The organism is Snodgrassella sp. B3882 (assembly GCF_026535915.1).
Classification (GTDB): Bacteria; Pseudomonadota; Gammaproteobacteria; order Burkholderiales; family Neisseriaceae; genus Snodgrassella.
Genome location: NZ_JAFNPF010000002.1, coordinates 44694 through 59221 on the forward strand (window position 1 = coordinate 44694; position 14528 = coordinate 59221).

14 protein-coding genes are annotated in these 14528 nt (G+C 36.6%); 3 read left to right on the forward strand and 11 right to left on the reverse strand.

What is annotated here, in order from left to right; all coding sequences use genetic code 11:
* Positions 1-1895 precede the first annotated feature (1895 nt).
* The 8 genes from J3U68_RS09025 to J3U68_RS09060 form a co-directional block, all read right to left on the reverse strand.
* Entirely contained in the window at positions 1896-2441 is a 546-nt protein-coding gene (locus J3U68_RS09025) for a hypothetical protein (protein WP_267376298.1), read from the reverse strand.
* Between the two features lie 163 nt (positions 2442-2604).
* Positions 2605-3132 (reverse strand): hypothetical protein, encoded by a 528-nt coding sequence (locus J3U68_RS09030; protein ID WP_267376300.1) that lies wholly within the window; start codon positions 3130-3132, stop codon positions 2605-2607.
* A 58-nt stretch (positions 3133-3190) separates the two neighbouring features.
* Positions 3191-3412, reverse strand: a complete 222-nt coding sequence (locus J3U68_RS09035) for a hypothetical protein (protein WP_267376301.1) — start codon at positions 3410-3412, stop codon at positions 3191-3193.
* A gap of 254 nt (positions 3413-3666) precedes the next feature.
* Positions 3667-4371, reverse strand: coding sequence for a DKNYY domain-containing protein (locus tag J3U68_RS09040; protein ID WP_267376302.1), 705 nt, complete (start codon positions 4369-4371; stop codon positions 3667-3669).
* A 668-nt stretch (positions 4372-5039) separates the two neighbouring features.
* Positions 5040-5813, reverse strand: coding sequence for a DKNYY domain-containing protein (locus J3U68_RS09045; RefSeq protein ID WP_267376303.1), 774 nt, complete (start codon positions 5811-5813; stop codon positions 5040-5042).
* 110 nt (positions 5814-5923) lie between these two features.
* Positions 5924-6220, reverse strand: coding sequence for a hypothetical protein (locus J3U68_RS09050; protein WP_267376305.1), 297 nt, complete (start codon positions 6218-6220; stop codon positions 5924-5926).
* A 332-nt stretch (positions 6221-6552) separates the two neighbouring features.
* Positions 6553-7203, reverse strand: a complete 651-nt coding sequence (locus J3U68_RS09055; RefSeq protein WP_267376307.1) for a hypothetical protein — start codon at positions 7201-7203, stop codon at positions 6553-6555.
* A 1043-nt stretch (positions 7204-8246) separates the two neighbouring features.
* Positions 8247-9182 (reverse strand): D-2-hydroxyacid dehydrogenase, encoded by a 936-nt coding sequence (locus J3U68_RS09060; RefSeq protein WP_267376309.1) that lies wholly within the window; start codon positions 9180-9182, stop codon positions 8247-8249.
* A 102-nt stretch (positions 9183-9284) separates the two neighbouring features.
* On the opposite strand from J3U68_RS09060, the gene J3U68_RS09065 reads away from it, so the two are divergent.
* The 3 genes from J3U68_RS09065 (at position 9285) to J3U68_RS09075 (ending at position 11498) form a co-directional block, all read left to right on the forward strand.
* The gene (locus J3U68_RS09065) at positions 9285-9611 is read left to right on the forward strand and encodes an FKBP-type peptidyl-prolyl cis-trans isomerase (RefSeq protein ID WP_267376310.1); all 327 of its coding nucleotides are present in this window, start codon (positions 9285-9287) and stop codon (positions 9609-9611) included.
* 77 nt (positions 9612-9688) lie between these two features.
* A complete protein-coding gene (mnmE, locus tag J3U68_RS09070; protein WP_267376311.1) occupies positions 9689-11062 on the forward strand; it encodes a tRNA uridine-5-carboxymethylaminomethyl(34) synthesis GTPase MnmE in 1374 nt (457 codons plus the stop codon).
* A gap of 310 nt (positions 11063-11372) precedes the next feature.
* Positions 11373-11498 (forward strand): hypothetical protein, encoded by a 126-nt coding sequence (locus J3U68_RS09075; RefSeq protein ID WP_267376312.1) that lies wholly within the window; start codon positions 11373-11375, stop codon positions 11496-11498.
* 48 nt (positions 11499-11546) lie between these two features.
* Here the strand turns inward: J3U68_RS09075 and J3U68_RS09080 are convergent, their stop codons facing one another.
* The 3 genes from J3U68_RS09080 to J3U68_RS09090 all read right to left on the reverse strand — a co-directional run bounded on the left by J3U68_RS09080 (position 11547) and on the right by J3U68_RS09090 (position 14336).
* The gene (locus J3U68_RS09080) at positions 11547-13100 is read right to left on the reverse strand and encodes a class I adenylate-forming enzyme family protein (RefSeq protein ID WP_267376313.1); all 1554 of its coding nucleotides are present in this window, start codon (positions 13098-13100) and stop codon (positions 11547-11549) included.
* A complete protein-coding gene (locus J3U68_RS09085; RefSeq protein WP_267376315.1) occupies positions 13094-13936 on the reverse strand; it encodes an SDR family NAD(P)-dependent oxidoreductase in 843 nt (280 codons plus the stop codon). Before J3U68_RS09085 ends, J3U68_RS09080 begins: the two co-directional genes overlap by 7 nt.
* Before the next feature lie 190 nt (positions 13937-14126).
* On the reverse strand, positions 14127-14336 hold the full coding sequence (locus J3U68_RS09090) for a DUF1653 domain-containing protein (RefSeq protein ID WP_267376317.1): 210 nt from the start codon (positions 14334-14336) through the stop codon (positions 14127-14129).
* Positions 14337-14528: the final 192 nt, after the last annotated feature.

Genomic DNA, 14528 nt, shown 5'->3' on the forward strand with positions numbered 1-14528 from the left:
ACAAGTTTAAGCATGGTCATGGCGCACAGTTCATGAATAAGTGACATTATTGGCTCTATATGCATTACTCGATGGCTGTATCAGCATAGCATAGGGTTTATGGGATGATTGCTACCGCTAATTAGAAATTATTTCTTTGCCAATAAAAAAAGTTATTCATTGGTTGCAAAATACATGGCGATGCAAAATTTAGGCGAATATGGCTTGATTCAAATAATTATTCACAACATGCAGTGAAGTTAACATTGTAGGGGACATGAAGCGGTTGAATATTGAATGGATTTTTCTTAACAGTTATAGTTGCACTAAAACCATGCTATGGTTGGCAACTTTAATGTTTAGATTCAAATTTTGCGGGTGATTATGTGTTTTGGATACTAATTTTTCGTATTTTATACACAGAAGTTATAAGCCTAATTAAAATATAAATTTAATCTTAGCCGTTTAAAACCCTTTACAATCAAGAATAATTTTAATTGTGACTGTTGTGAAGGTTGATTTATCTAAAAGTTATCAACAGTTTTATCCACAAGTTTGAAGGTGGTGTGTGGATAGCTGTTTTAGGCTTGATGATCTTTGCTCAGATGGAAGTAGTCGGTGGCTTATCTTTTTGTTGCAATACAATTGAGCCGATTCTGCAATCAAATTGATATGGATGATTCTTAACAAGGAGCCGATCATGAATGCCGTCCATTTCTATGTGGATATGATGCACCAATTGCAAATGGCAGATGGAAGAGTAATCATATAATGCTTAAAATTTTAAAGGGATCATGCTCTGCCGATTCATATTATCCATTGCTTTTTTGCTCGTTCGGTTGGCTACATGTGTTGTTCCCGTTATGCTTACCACTCCTTTTTCTGTGTTTTATACTTATCTACTTCAACTCAACCCATCCATCTAGCTAATCCCTCTTATTAAATCTAACTGTTAAGAATTGATGAGTACCTTACTATCACGGGTATAAGCGTATCGGTTGGCGTTTGTTCCGGCTAATCCTATCGGGTTGTGGCTAATGGATGAACCTGATTCAGGATGATAATATCGATAACGATTGTCACTTTATACTGGAAAAAAATGCTCATACTATTTAACATGCAAACGGTTCATCGCCTATATTGAATGTTATTGTTGAGTTCTTTTGCCACATCCAAGCAAGATACCTGATAGTGAAGATTATTTTAGTTGGGGCTAATATCACATCTTTTATTTTTATAAATATATGAGTTTTTTTCAGGTTTTAAACTTTCATCCTAATTGACTTGTTCTAAAAATCAGCTGGAGAATGATTCCAATATAATAAAAATTGAGGAGACAAAAATATATTAATTAATCCTTTTAAAATAGCCATATGAGCAGGATCATTTATTGAACTATTATATGAAATCTGTTTTTTTAATAAAATATTCAGTCTTTCTTAATCTTGTATATTATTCATTTTCACATATCTCACGGTTTGTGCTCAAAACATCAGTTTATTTACTGGCTTTGAATCATGGATTTCTGCCAGTGCAATTGAAATATTTTCAGTATATGTTTGTCTATGCTCTACCTATTAAGGTAACTCTTCTTCCGTCGGGTAAAGATATACTTTAAGGACTATTATCCATATTTTTATTTTGTGTGTGTCAGGAAAATTATTTTCCATCTGCAAAATATTGTTTTCTCAATGCTAAAATTGCGTATCAATACTTTTCAATATCTTTAATTTATTGATAAATATAGAATTTTACTTTTTCTGTCTGTAGAGATTTTTTATTTATATCGATACATTTAAGATAAAATGAATTGTTACTTATATGAGTATCTATTTTGTTCCTTTATTACCTAGTAATAAATCTCTATCTATAACTGGGTTGTTTATGTTGTTTATTTTAAGGTAATAATTATTTTATTATTGAATCGTATCATCAAGTTCATGGCTGATGCAGTCAGAACTCTTTAATGATAAATGATAATTTTCAACTAAAAATAACTGTTTTGATTTGAAATATCCTTCAAAATAATAGATATAACATATTGCATTTACTCCCTCTTGTTTTTTAAATTTTTCCTCATCTGTTTTATTTGCAAATATTAGATCTATGTCTCTTCCAATTAAATTATCATCTTCTGGCTTATTAATAGCATAAGATAGTTCTTGTGAAAGATCGCTATCTTTACCATCCAAATCTAAAGGTTCTCTATCTTTTAAATGATTCCTTTTTATCGACAAATTATCTATTTTAAAGATTTTATATTGTGGGCATTCACAGGCATAAAGCATATTATAAGTATATAAACCAACTTTTTCCTGTGGGTAATTATCTTTACATCCGAATAAAGTAAATAATAAGATATACAATATTTTTTTCATTTTTATAATTCCCCCAATATCTAGCCAGCGTTTTTGAGTTGTGTAAGCCCAAATATTCTGCCAATAGTTCTTTTTCCATGTCAATCTTGTTGTTGAATAGATGTTTACCCATCATCATTTAATATTTGGATTTGCTTTTGGTGAATGGCCAACCCATTGTTTTTTTGATAATTTCCCTACTCTTCAAGTGGGTAATTTTTGCCTTTATAGGTCTTATATATGGTATCGTTTTTTGATGTGTCTTTGGTCAAAAATATACAACACCTTTATTTCTAAATTCATTCCTCGCCCAGTCCTCATTTTCGATTATTGGATAATATTTTTTTAATTTTTCATAAAATTCATCATTAGGTGGATAGGCTTCTTTATTTTCATAATGGTCATAGACTTCTTTATAATTTATACAATAAGCATTTTTACCCTTTATTTTTAAAGTATAAACATAAATTTCTTGGTAACGACTATATCTTAAAAAAGAATATCTATATTTTAATTTTTTTAATAAATCTGTGTCTGACATAACTGTCAATTCTCGTTGTAAATCTTGCTTATCTTTAGTTGTAAAATTAGGGATATTTTTCATAGCCCAATTGGGTAATTCCTGCCTGATTTCTTGTAATTGTTGCGGATCAAAAGCTTTGGGTTTAGGATTCCATAAAAGCGATTCGCTTAAACATTCACAGCCTTCTTTTTCTATTCTTTCAGTAATATCATAAGGAGTGGTTCCCCATATTTCATATCTTCCATCTTCTGTTTTGCACCATATATTTTTCATATAGCAACTGTTTAATAATGTGATTAGTAATAATATTAATAAAATATTTTTCATTGTGTTATATTTGAGGCTTAAAAGCTTTCATATCATTAGGTACACCCACAGGCGTTGTACCATCTTTTACCGGATGCCTTGCTCCGTCGGGAGCAAACCAGGCACTATCTATTTTTATTTTATTAAATTCTATTTTTTTCCATTCTTTCCATCTCTTTTTTTCTGTAGGAGTATATTTTTGATTTAGTAAGTATTTGTATTTATTATTACATAGTTTATTCTTCACTGAAGTCGCTTTATTTTTCTTGCTTCATAAAATAGTTTAATACAATTTGTTTCATCATTAATTACTCTTAAATTCCATCAAAGATGTGGGTGATATTTAAGGGAATCACCGTATGGTAACTAAAGGTTATTTTCCAATCTGAATATTATCCTTCAGGTAACATTCCAGACCGACAGGTATAAGCTTAATTTTTCCTGAGGGATAAAAACTATCTTTAAACACTATCATCCATATTTTTATTAATGTAAGAAATGTTATTTTCCATCACCAAAATATTGTTCTCTCAATGCTGGATCTGTAAAGAGACATCTATCGTCAAATTCTTTATCAAACTCTTCACGACTTTTTATAGGCTTATCAGTAATATAAATATAATTTTTATCTAAACCAATCGTTTCGTCCCATTCTGAATCATGTCGGATCTCATTTTTCGTTCTAAACGTATTAACATCGGCACCGTCTATTTTTTTTCCACCGTAGTAGATTGCATTTTCAACACGTAAGTAATCTCCTCCTAACACCGCATAATCTGAAGATGAGCCAGCTATAAAAAGTTCACTATTGACTTGAGAATGGCAGGTATAAATATAGATATGGTGTTTATCTTTGAAATAATACTTACTTTGCATACCTTCGTTATATCTTAACCAGTGATCATTATTAATCTTTTTTCTATCCTCTATGTCATTAAACAGCAAATCAAACGTTTCTATATCAATTGTTTTGCTTACTGGTTGATACATTTTCGTTTTTGGATTATAAATTGTTGAATAATCGAGTGTATCTGTTGTTTCGCTTGCACTCCATGAATTTTTTGCACACCATGAATTAGGAATTTGAATATTCCATTCGTTACCATTCTTGATAAGAAATGTAGAAAGAGTTTTTGTACCAGCATGATGGCAGGCTGTTACCAAAAAAAAAGATATTAAATAGATGATTATTTTTTTATTTTTCATAATTGGTTGATATTAAATATCTCTCCTTGATAATAGTCATTCTTTCCATTTTACCAAATCAAATTCCCTTTTTATCGATAATGAAAAATTATTTGGATTAGTTTTTGCTACACTTTTTATGTATCCCCCTGCTAATGTCTCTTGAAGATAATTAACTTGCCGTTTTCTTTAAAATAATTGCTATTTTCAAGTGTTTCATATGAGTTGGCATCGATATGACTCACTTCAATATAGACATATTTGGGGCATGATTCTGTGGTGGAATCTACTGAACGAATAAATAAATTATTATTCATATTACGATATAAATTATCTCTAATTTTTTTAATCGGCACTCTCTTTTAAGCAAGGTATTTTTGTGACCGTTTTTAAACTATTGCCATTATTTTAATAAAAGTGATGATTATCTTGAGCATAAAAGTACGCACCTAAATGTTCATAACTCTCTGTATCGATCATATCTTTTAACGGGTAGGTGGTCTCATTATGGGTAATAGTTGATAAATAGCGGGGTTTAAGATCATTATTGTGTGAAAGTAAATATAGATTTCCGGTTTTATCTTGAAAGAGATCATCTTTTATCAATACTACTTCTTCGCTTAGATGACAAGAAACTAATAAGATGGGCAAGAATAGGGTGAGAAGTTTTCATCACATTTAGAAATAGATTACTTTTCTTCTGGAAAATATTGTTGTTTTAATTTTTCAAACTTAGTCGCGTTTAATATATTTTTTAGTGGCTCAAAATCTTTATATTCCATAATATCGCCTTGAGACCAAAAAAGATGATTATTATCAACGCCTAGCATCATATTACCAACCTTTATAACATGAAACTGTTTAGCATCAGCATCAAGTTTTTTAGTTAACCAATAGACGTTTTTATCATCTTTAATGTAATTATCAGGTAACAACTCAAACTTTTCAGGATTAATTTCAATAATGGTAATTGGATCAAATCTGGGAGGGAATTGTTGATATGCATAAACAGCACGTTTATCTTTAAAATATTGTGTATTATCAATCTGTTGAAATGAGTCGATATCAATGATATCTTTAAGAGCAAAATAATGACCATCTTTAGTAAGATAATCATAATATGCTGAATATAAAGAATCTGTACTAGGAAAGACTTCATTCACTCTTAAATAAATATTGTTATTATTATCTTTAAATAAAAGATCATCTTTTATCAAAATATATTGATGACTTTCTAAAGTATTTGTAATAACTGGCACAGTTTTTTTTTCACATGAAAAAAGGAGCAAACAACTGATTAAAATATAATATAGTGATTTCATAATGTTTTTAATTTCAGCTAGCCTTGTAATATTATTAGCAGCCCTTTTAAATAAACTAATAGTACTTTCTAAAAAGTAATTGTCTATTGCATTAATAATTTTCTTTGTTTCAGTTTTCCACAGAGTGCCTTGATCAAACACTTCAAATTGTACATTACAAAAATCAGTACTATCAATTAATAAAAATCAATACATGTACATCGTTTAGTACAGAATTTTAATATAAATTGCATCCTAATCTTTTATTAATATCATTTACAATAATAGTCATTCGTTCCCTTTTTATATGATAATGAAAAATTATTTGAATTAGCTCCTGCTACATGTTTTATGTATCCCCTTGCTAATGTCTCTTGAAGATAGTTAACTTGCTGTTTATCTTTAAAATAATTGCTATTTTCAATTTTTTCATATGAGTTGGCATCGATATGACTCACTTCAATATAGACATATTTGAGGCATGATTCTGTGGTGGAATCTACTGAACGAATAAATAAATTATTATTCATATTACGAGATAAATTATCTTTAATTTTTTTAATCGGCACTCTCTTTTAAGCAAGGTATCTTTGTGACCGTTTTTAAACTATTGCGATTATTATAATAAAAGTGATGATTATCTTGAGCATGAAAGTACGCACCTAAATGTTCATAACTCTCTGTATCGATCATATCTTTTAACGGGTAGGTGGTCTCATTGTGGGTAATAGTTGATAAATAGCGGGAGTTAAGATCATTATTGTGTGAAAGTAAATATAGATTTCCAATTTACCTTGAAAGAGATCATCTTTTATCAATACTACTTCTTCGCTTAGATGACAAGATACTAATAAGATGGGCAAGAATAGGGTGAGAAGTTTTCATCACATTTAGGAATAGATTAGTTTTCTTCTGGAAAATATTGTTGTTTTAATTTATTTTTAATTGTACTTTCTATATTTAAAGAATTAAATTCCTCATAGGATAATCGGTCATTCCTTATATAAAGATATTTTTCATCATAACCTAATTCTGGATGATTCGCATTTGCTGGTATAACCTTAAAATATTTAGCTTCAACATCTAATAACTGCCTGGCATTCCAAAAAACGGTCTGGCTATCTTTAATATATTGCCCTACAACTTTATAGTTTGAAAATTGCAGAGGTAAGATGTAGACATTAATATCTGTAGCAAAATCAGCAATAGCATAAATATTTTTATTATCCGAAAAATATTTAGTTTCATCTATACGATGAAAACTATTTTCCTGCAAAACATCATTAAGTAATTTTATTTTCGATTCTCGCAAGCGTAAATCGTAAACTTTATTCTCATAACCATAAGCAATTGTTCCTGTCGGATATCCAGGGTATTGATATTGTAAGTAATAATTACCTTGTTTATCTTTATATAGGATATCTTTTATCTGAATATAGTCAGAATTAATTTGTTCTATATGTTTTTTTTGTGTTTCTATATCATGTAAATTGGTGTGACATGAAGTAGTGAGTAACATGAATATAAAAATTATTATTTTTGCATTTTTCATAAAATAGTTATCTCTGTTTGATGTTACCTAAAAAAGCTTTCCTTTTAGCCCTCTATTTTTTCTAGTAAATATTTTATTAAATCTGCAACCCGAATGTTTGTCACATTTTCCCCTTTTCTGCGGATTTAGCTTTTTCTCGGTTTATTCCGGATAATGCTGCTTATGTTTACTTAAGCTATTATAGCTCCATTTCCTCACCTGCTTTATGCCATGTATAAAAATTGAATAATTGACCTCTCTATTCAATTTTTTCAACGTACTCTGCTATAGATAGTAGAATTCATCATTGAATATGAAACACGAAATAATATTGGTTAAATTGGGCTTTGACCATTTCGCTGTCTGCACAAGTTGGACACTTTAAAAAAATACCGTTTATTTTGAAAAGTAAACAATTTAAATTTGCTGTTCAACCAAGTTGTTTTGCAGTTGTATTTGTAGCGGATTCCACCGAAATTCGATTAGCACGATTTGTGACCTGTTTGCTAAGGATTTGCCCAATTAAAATCATTCATTTGCAATAAGATATATTAAATACTATTTCATGCCCCATGAGCATGATTAACCCTATGCTCAATAGAAGCATGAAGGTGTGTTTGGATATAAGCAAAAACTCTGTAAGCTATTTAAAATAGGATACAGCGCATTGTTGCTCTCAGGGTTATAGGTTGGTTTGTTTATACAATTACTATCTAATCAATTATTTTGCTAGCTATGCGCTATGTGGCTATGAATAAACGGATATACGTCACTTTTAAATATTGATTTACAGGACTTTTATGTCCGTAAATTTGGTGACGAAGATTGAAACGCTTAAACGATGCTATGCGGTGCTGCAATCTTTGTGTGGCTGGCTCATGGGCTTGGTTTTTTGGGCGGTCAAGGTTCTGTCTGTGTTCGTTAACAGGAATGAATGCCATGACGAGTTCGTGTCTTATCCGGCTTCAGCGGGTTAACCGCTTTCGGCCAGATAAGTGATGCACAGGGTTGGTGTCAATGCTGACAATAGCAATTATTGAGCAGACCACGTGCTTTATAAGATATTATTTATTCGCCATAAAATGGTTTATGTTGTCTTCTAGCATCACGAGGATACGCTTGATGGCATCGATGCTACCCCAAGCAATATGTGGCGTGATGATGAGATTGGGTAGCTGTGTACTCAATAATGGATTGCCGTTAACTGGAGGCTCTTGACTGAGAACGTCCATTCCGGCTCCGGCTAACTGGTCATTTTTCAACGCATTAACCAATGCTTGCTCTGACACCAATCCACCACGTCCAACGTTGATTAATATGGCTTGTGGTTTCATGGTTTTTAATTCTTCTTCCCCAATCATGTTGCGGGTTTGATCATTTAAAGGGCAATGTAAGCTCAGGATATCTGCTTGTTGCAGAACTTGTGTAAATGGGGTGTAACCTTCGCGAACGCTTGTGGCGTTTTTATGCTCACCCCATAATATTTTCATGCCAAAAGCCTGTGCTCTAGTGGCGACAGCTTGTCCAATACCGCCACGACCAAATATACCCAATGTTTTACCATTCAGATCACGAATGGGCGCACCTTTATAGCAGAAATACGGGCTTTTTTCCCATTTTCCTGCGGCAACATCACGCTGATAAGCAGGTAATTGGCGCATCAATGCCAGCATAAGCATTAAGGTATGATCGGCAACGGCATCATTACCATAACCATGTACATTGCGGACTTCAACGCCATGTTGTTGTGCTGCCTGCAGATCGATGTGATCTAAACCGGTTGCAGGTACGGCAATTAAGCGTAGCTTGGGGCAGTTTTTGATGGTCTCTGCATCAATGGGAATTTTATTTGTCACAACGATGGTGGCATTGGCGATGCGACTAATCACTTCATCTGGATTGGTACGCGGGTATTCGGTGGTGTGGTGCGGAAAACGGAAGTCGAATTGATGTTTAGGCAGGGTGGCACGATCTAAAAATACGATTTCGCTGGTATTCATTGGGGCTCCTAATTATTTATATGTCATTTAACAAGCTTGGCATGCAGACAATTCAGCTCTATGATACAGTGTACGCTGATTATAGACTGAAAGTTTCTCACTATGGATTTGATGATCACAGACTTAGAACAAGGTACGGGTAAGGAAGCGGTAAAAGGTAAAGAAATTACGGTTCATTATACTGGTATGCTGGAAGATGGCACGGTTTTTGATTCGAGCGTGACGCGTAAGCAACCGCTTACTTTTACGCTGGGCGCTGGCATGGTCATTGCTGGCTGGGATCAAGGATTTGATGGCATGAAAGAAGGCGGCAAACGCAAGTTAACTATTCCGTCACACATGGCGTATGGTAGTCGTGGTGCCGGTGGGGTCATTCCGCCTAATGCAACGCTGATTTTTGATGTGGAATTGTTGCAGGTAGAAGATTAATTTTTTTAGGTTGAGGTTTCACTCAGGCAGTCTGTGTAGCAGACTGCCTGAACTGCTTTAATTTTGTGAGTTAGGTAATGAAAAATAATCCAGTCATTGCTGCGATTGCTACCGCTCCGGGACGTGGTGGCGTAGGCGTAGTGCGACTTTCCGGTCAGAATCTGTTGCCATTGGCTCAAATTTTGTCTGGAGGCAAAACGCCCAAACCCAGGGTAGCCATGTATACCGATTTTACCGATGATCAGGATCGGGTCATCGATAATGGTTTATTGCTATTTTTTGCCGCGCCAGCCAGTTTTACCGGCGAAGATGTGATTGAGCTTCAAGGGCATGGTGGACCGGTGGTGATGCAAATGTTGTTACAACGCTGTTTGCAGCTTGGCGCGCGTTTGGCCGAACCGGGTGAATTCACAAAACGAGCTTTTCTCAATAATAAACTGGATCTGGCACAGGCCGAAAGTGTGGCAGATCTGATTGATGCTTCGAGTCAGTCGGCAGCACGTATGGCTGTACGCAGTTTGAAGGGGGCATTTTCCAGTGAGATTCATCAATTGGTTGATGAACTGATTACGCTGCGGATGTTGGTTGAGGCAACGCTGGATTTTCCGGAAGAGGATATCGATTTTTTACAAGCCGCTGATGCTGCCGGCAAGCTTGAGCATGTGCAATCCGCCCTCGAACATGTTTTGCTCCATGCTGAGCAGGGTGCTTTATTGCGCGAAGGCATGAAGGTGGTGCTGGTGGGTGCGCCCAATGTCGGCAAATCCAGTTTGCTTAATGCTCTTGCTGGCGAAGAAGTGGCTATTGTGACCGATATAGCCGGTACAACCAGAGATACGGTGCGTGAGCAGATTACGTTGGATGGTGTGCCGGTACATATTATTGATACCGCCGGCTTGCGCAAGACAGATGATGTGGTGGAAAAAATCGGTATTGAACGCAGCCAGCAAGCCGTGCAGCAAGCTGATGTCGCTTTAATTCTGGTGGATCAGCGCGAAGGCATTAATGAAACCACAGCAGAGATTTTGGCGCAGTTGCCTGCAGGTCTACATAAGATTGAAGTACACAATAAAATCGATCTGACTGGGGAGGTGGCGACAAGTGTTCCACGTGAAACTGGACAGTTACACGCGTTCACTGATGCAGAAACGGTGATTGCTTTGTCGGCAAAAAATGGTGTCGGACTGGATTTATTACGGCAGGCGCTGTTGCAGCAAGTGGGATGGCAAGGAGAAAGTGAAGGGCTGTTTCTGGCACGAACACGTCATATACAGGCATTACAGCAGGCACAGCAGGAGCTGGGGTATGCCAGCCAATGTCAGCATGATCAAATTGAATTATTTGCCGAACATTTACGTTTGGCACAAAATGCTTTGAATGAAATTACCGGTGAATTTAGTGCAGATGATTTGCTCGGGGTGATTTTCAGTCGTTTTTGTATTGGTAAATAGTCATTAAACTGGCGGTATTTGCAGCTTTTGGCATGGAAATCTTACTGCAGCTGTTTCTGCCTGCTGGATCAAAAACTTTTGAAAGAAATGAATGTTGAAGCGGGCGGTTTATGCTGACGCTATTCAACTGATAAGACCGATCGGCACCATGAACTGATCTTTGCTAATATGACAGATATGTATGGCTAAACGTGGTTGACCGTTGTTGACTTTTCAAGTTTATGACGAAGTTTTGATTTATTAAGTTTGCTGGGCGATTTGACCGTTTTTTTGAATACTTGATTCATGCTGTAACACGAGAATTAACAGCATGAATATTGCTCACCAAGGTCTGGGCACCTTGCCGCTGGTATCGATCTGGTTAGAACGACAAATTCATTGCAGTGTGACTAATAAATTGTATGTGATCAGTAGGATGTTTTTAATGGCGATTTGACAATTGAATTGCTATCTAATGGAGTTGCCATACTTAGGGTGTAGTCTATCAGTGAATGTGTGGTTGCTCATTTTCGTTTCCCGCTTGGGTTGAAAACAGCTGGCGCAGTTTTTTTCTGTCTACCTTGCCAATGCCTGTCATCGGCAATTCATCTAGTAGAATGATTGTTTTGGGCATTTGATAACGTGCAATTCGCGTTCTCAGCCAGTCCAACAAGGTGGTTTTTGTTTCGGCGGCCCCTAGTTTCAGCACAATGAATGCCACCAATCTTTGCCCGAAATCTTCATCTACAACACTGACTACTGAGGTATCGGCAATGTGTGGATGGCTCAATAAACTGGTTTCAAGCTCAAAGGGATAAACGTTTTCTCCGCCGGAAATTATCATGTCATCTACGCGACCCTGCAAGTAGTAATACCCATGTTTGTCTTTGCAGGCTAAATCGCCAGTGGCTACCCATTGGTTCCCCTGTGTTGACCAAGCGCATTTTAGATAAAGCTCGCCCTGAGTGGCGGTGACCTGACCATCTTTCATTAGTTTAGCCGACAATCCTTTAAGAGGTTGACCAATGGTTGCGGGGTGAGCAGCTAGGTCTGCGGAAGTGGCAATCATGGCGATGCCGGCTTCGGATGTGCCGTATAAGTTGAACAACACTTTGCCATAGCGATTGAGAACATGAGTGACCAGTGCGGGTGTAATGGGGGCGCCACCGGTGATGATACAACGCAAGCTGGAAAGGTGTTGCTCTGAGTAGCTGATCATTCGGGCGAGCATTAACGGAACTAAGGTGACAACTTCAATGTGGTGATCAGCAATCAGGTGGCAGGCTTTTTCAGCCACAAAACGTGTGCGCAGAAAGATGGTGGCACCCAGTAAGACTGACATGCATAAGGTTGCCATTCCGAAGCCATGATAAATAGGCGTGGCAAGGTAGATTCTCTGGAAATCACTCAGATTGAGTTTTACCAATAGCTGGTAGAATGGGCTGATAAAATTTTGTGCCTGACTGCTTCTTCCTGCCAGTTTGAAACGCCCTGTTGTGCCACTGGTCAGTACGGTGATTTTACTAAAATGGGTTACAGGTCGCTTTAAAGGATTATTTGGTGGGGCTGCCCGTAACAGTGTCTGAATAGAAAGTAAATTGTCATGATAGGTAGGCAGGGTTTTTACCGCTGGTAATGTGCTGATTTCTGGATCATGAATAATCCAGTCAAACTGTACCTTGTCGTTGATCTGGCCTAATTGGCTGGAAGATATTTCGGTATTTAGCAGATAGACATCAGCGCCCAAGGCGGCCAGTGCAAATAAGGTATGCACCAGTAGCGCATGATTGGTCGCCATCACGGCGATTTTCTGCCGCGGTGAGATTTGGCAATGTGTGAATAGCTGATTGGCCAGATGTTGTGATTGTTTATATAGTGTCCGGTAATCCAGAGTGTAATCAGTAGCAATAATGGCTGTTTGCTGGGGTGACAGTTTTTGGCGAATGTAGAGTAAAGCCATCAGATTAATGCCATCGAGGCGAATACTGTTAAGCACATGCCAGATACCGACTGGAGTTAAAAGTTTGCAGCGCCATAGCGCTTTAATGGCTTTCAACATTGTTTTCTCTTTACATAATAATAATTCATTTTTAACCAGATACCATTAAACAGTACTGAGATCAGTTGAACCGCAAGTGTCCACCAAGGTTTGTATTGGCGTTTACCTTTCAGTAATAAACGACAAATTATGTTTGCAGCCTGCTGGGGTCGTAATGCTGGTAATTGCTTATAAAGTCGCGTTGGCTCAATCATTCGGGTTTTAACCAGTGGAAGATAAGCGGTAGCAACACGAATATGTTGGTTTTCCAGCTCAGCGCTGGCACAACGTAGCCATTGATCAAAAGCTGTTTTGGATGCCTGATAGGCAGCCCAGTTAACGGTTGGCGCAAGCAAAACATTGATGGCTGATACGTTAATGATCTGTCCTTGTGTTTGTTGTAGCGTTGGAATCAAGGCAAGACAAAGCCGGACGGGGGCAAAATAGTTCAGTTGCATTGTTCTTTCGAAATCATGCTCTCTTTGTAAAGAATGCATGATGGGTCGGCAAATCGATATCCCTGCATTGTTGATGAGTATGTCAATGGGTTTGTGCTGAATATGATTGATAAATCGATCTAACTGAACGCGATCGCGCAAATCGATGGGGAAAATTTCTATTTGGGCTTTTCTATTAATAAGGAGTTGCTGAATTTGTTGTAATTTGCTTTCTGTTCTAGCCAGCAGGATGAGCTGGCAGTTGATATCGGCTAGGCAATGACAGAGTGCTTCTCCAATTCCGTAGCTGGCACCAGTAATGATGATGGTCTTATGCTGTAAATGCTGCTCCAGCTGCTTGAAATCAGGCTTAATAATGGGAAAAAGGACACAACTAAGTAGTGAATTCAGCGATCGCACGGTTCTTTTGCCGGTAATTTAATCAATTGAGTATAAATTGACGGCGAAATAAGTCAATGCAAAATGGGTCATTGAGCAGCTAAATTGCTCTATAAATTTGATGTTGTTTCGGTTTCATCGATGAGTGTAGGTGTTGATGCGGATGAAAAGTGGTGGAATTAAGGTGAAGAATGTGGCGCAAACGGATTGTTTACAGCGTTTGAATCAGCTTAAACCGTGCTTGTTGCTCGCCATTGATGCTGACTGTTTCATTAAACATTGATTTGGGGCGGACCCAAAAAGTGAAATCACCATACAAACACTGATAGACCACCATTTCTTCTTCTGTTTCACTGTGGCGGGCAGTGCCCAATACCTGATACAGTTTTCCTTTGTAATGTTGATAGATACCGCGCTGCATGATTGTTCCTGTTGAAAGGGGGTAAAAACCATTATTTTCGGGTTTACAGGCAATAATAGAAGATTTTGGGTATAGCTGACAAGCTGTGGACTCAGCCGTTTGAGCGAGCTCGAAGTGAGTCTCTAAAAGGTCTATTTTTTTGTCGAGGAGTAGATTTGACTGGGGAAATTTAATGGGTATCGGTCAAAACTA

Excerpts from the sequence above, each read along its gene's own strand:
- J3U68_RS09030 (WP_267376300.1), bottom strand. The coding sequence starts at position 3,132 with ATGAAAAATATATGGTGCAAAACAGAAGATGGAAGATATGAAATATGG.
- J3U68_RS09040 (WP_267376302.1), bottom strand. The coding sequence starts at position 4,371 with ATGAAAAATAAAAAAATAATCATCTATTTAATATCTTTTTTTTTGGTA.
- J3U68_RS09055 (WP_267376307.1), bottom strand. The coding sequence starts at position 7,203 with ATGAAAAATGCAAAAATAATAATTTTTATATTCATGTTACTCACTACT.
- J3U68_RS09060 (WP_267376309.1), bottom strand. The coding sequence starts at position 9,182 with ATGAATACCAGCGAAATCGTATTTTTAGATCGTGCCACCCTGCCTAAA.
- J3U68_RS09065 (WP_267376310.1), top strand. The coding sequence starts at position 9,285 with ATGGATTTGATGATCACAGACTTAGAACAAGGTACGGGTAAGGAAGCG.
- mnmE (WP_267376311.1), top strand. The coding sequence starts at position 9,689 with ATGAAAAATAATCCAGTCATTGCTGCGATTGCTACCGCTCCGGGACGT.
- J3U68_RS09075 (WP_267376312.1), top strand. The coding sequence starts at position 11,373 with ATGAATATTGCTCACCAAGGTCTGGGCACCTTGCCGCTGGTATCGATC.
- J3U68_RS09080 (WP_267376313.1), bottom strand. The coding sequence starts at position 13,100 with ATGTTGAAAGCCATTAAAGCGCTATGGCGCTGCAAACTTTTAACTCCA.
- J3U68_RS09090 (WP_267376317.1), bottom strand. The coding sequence starts at position 14,336 with ATGCAGCGCGGTATCTATCAACATTACAAAGGAAAACTGTATCAGGTA.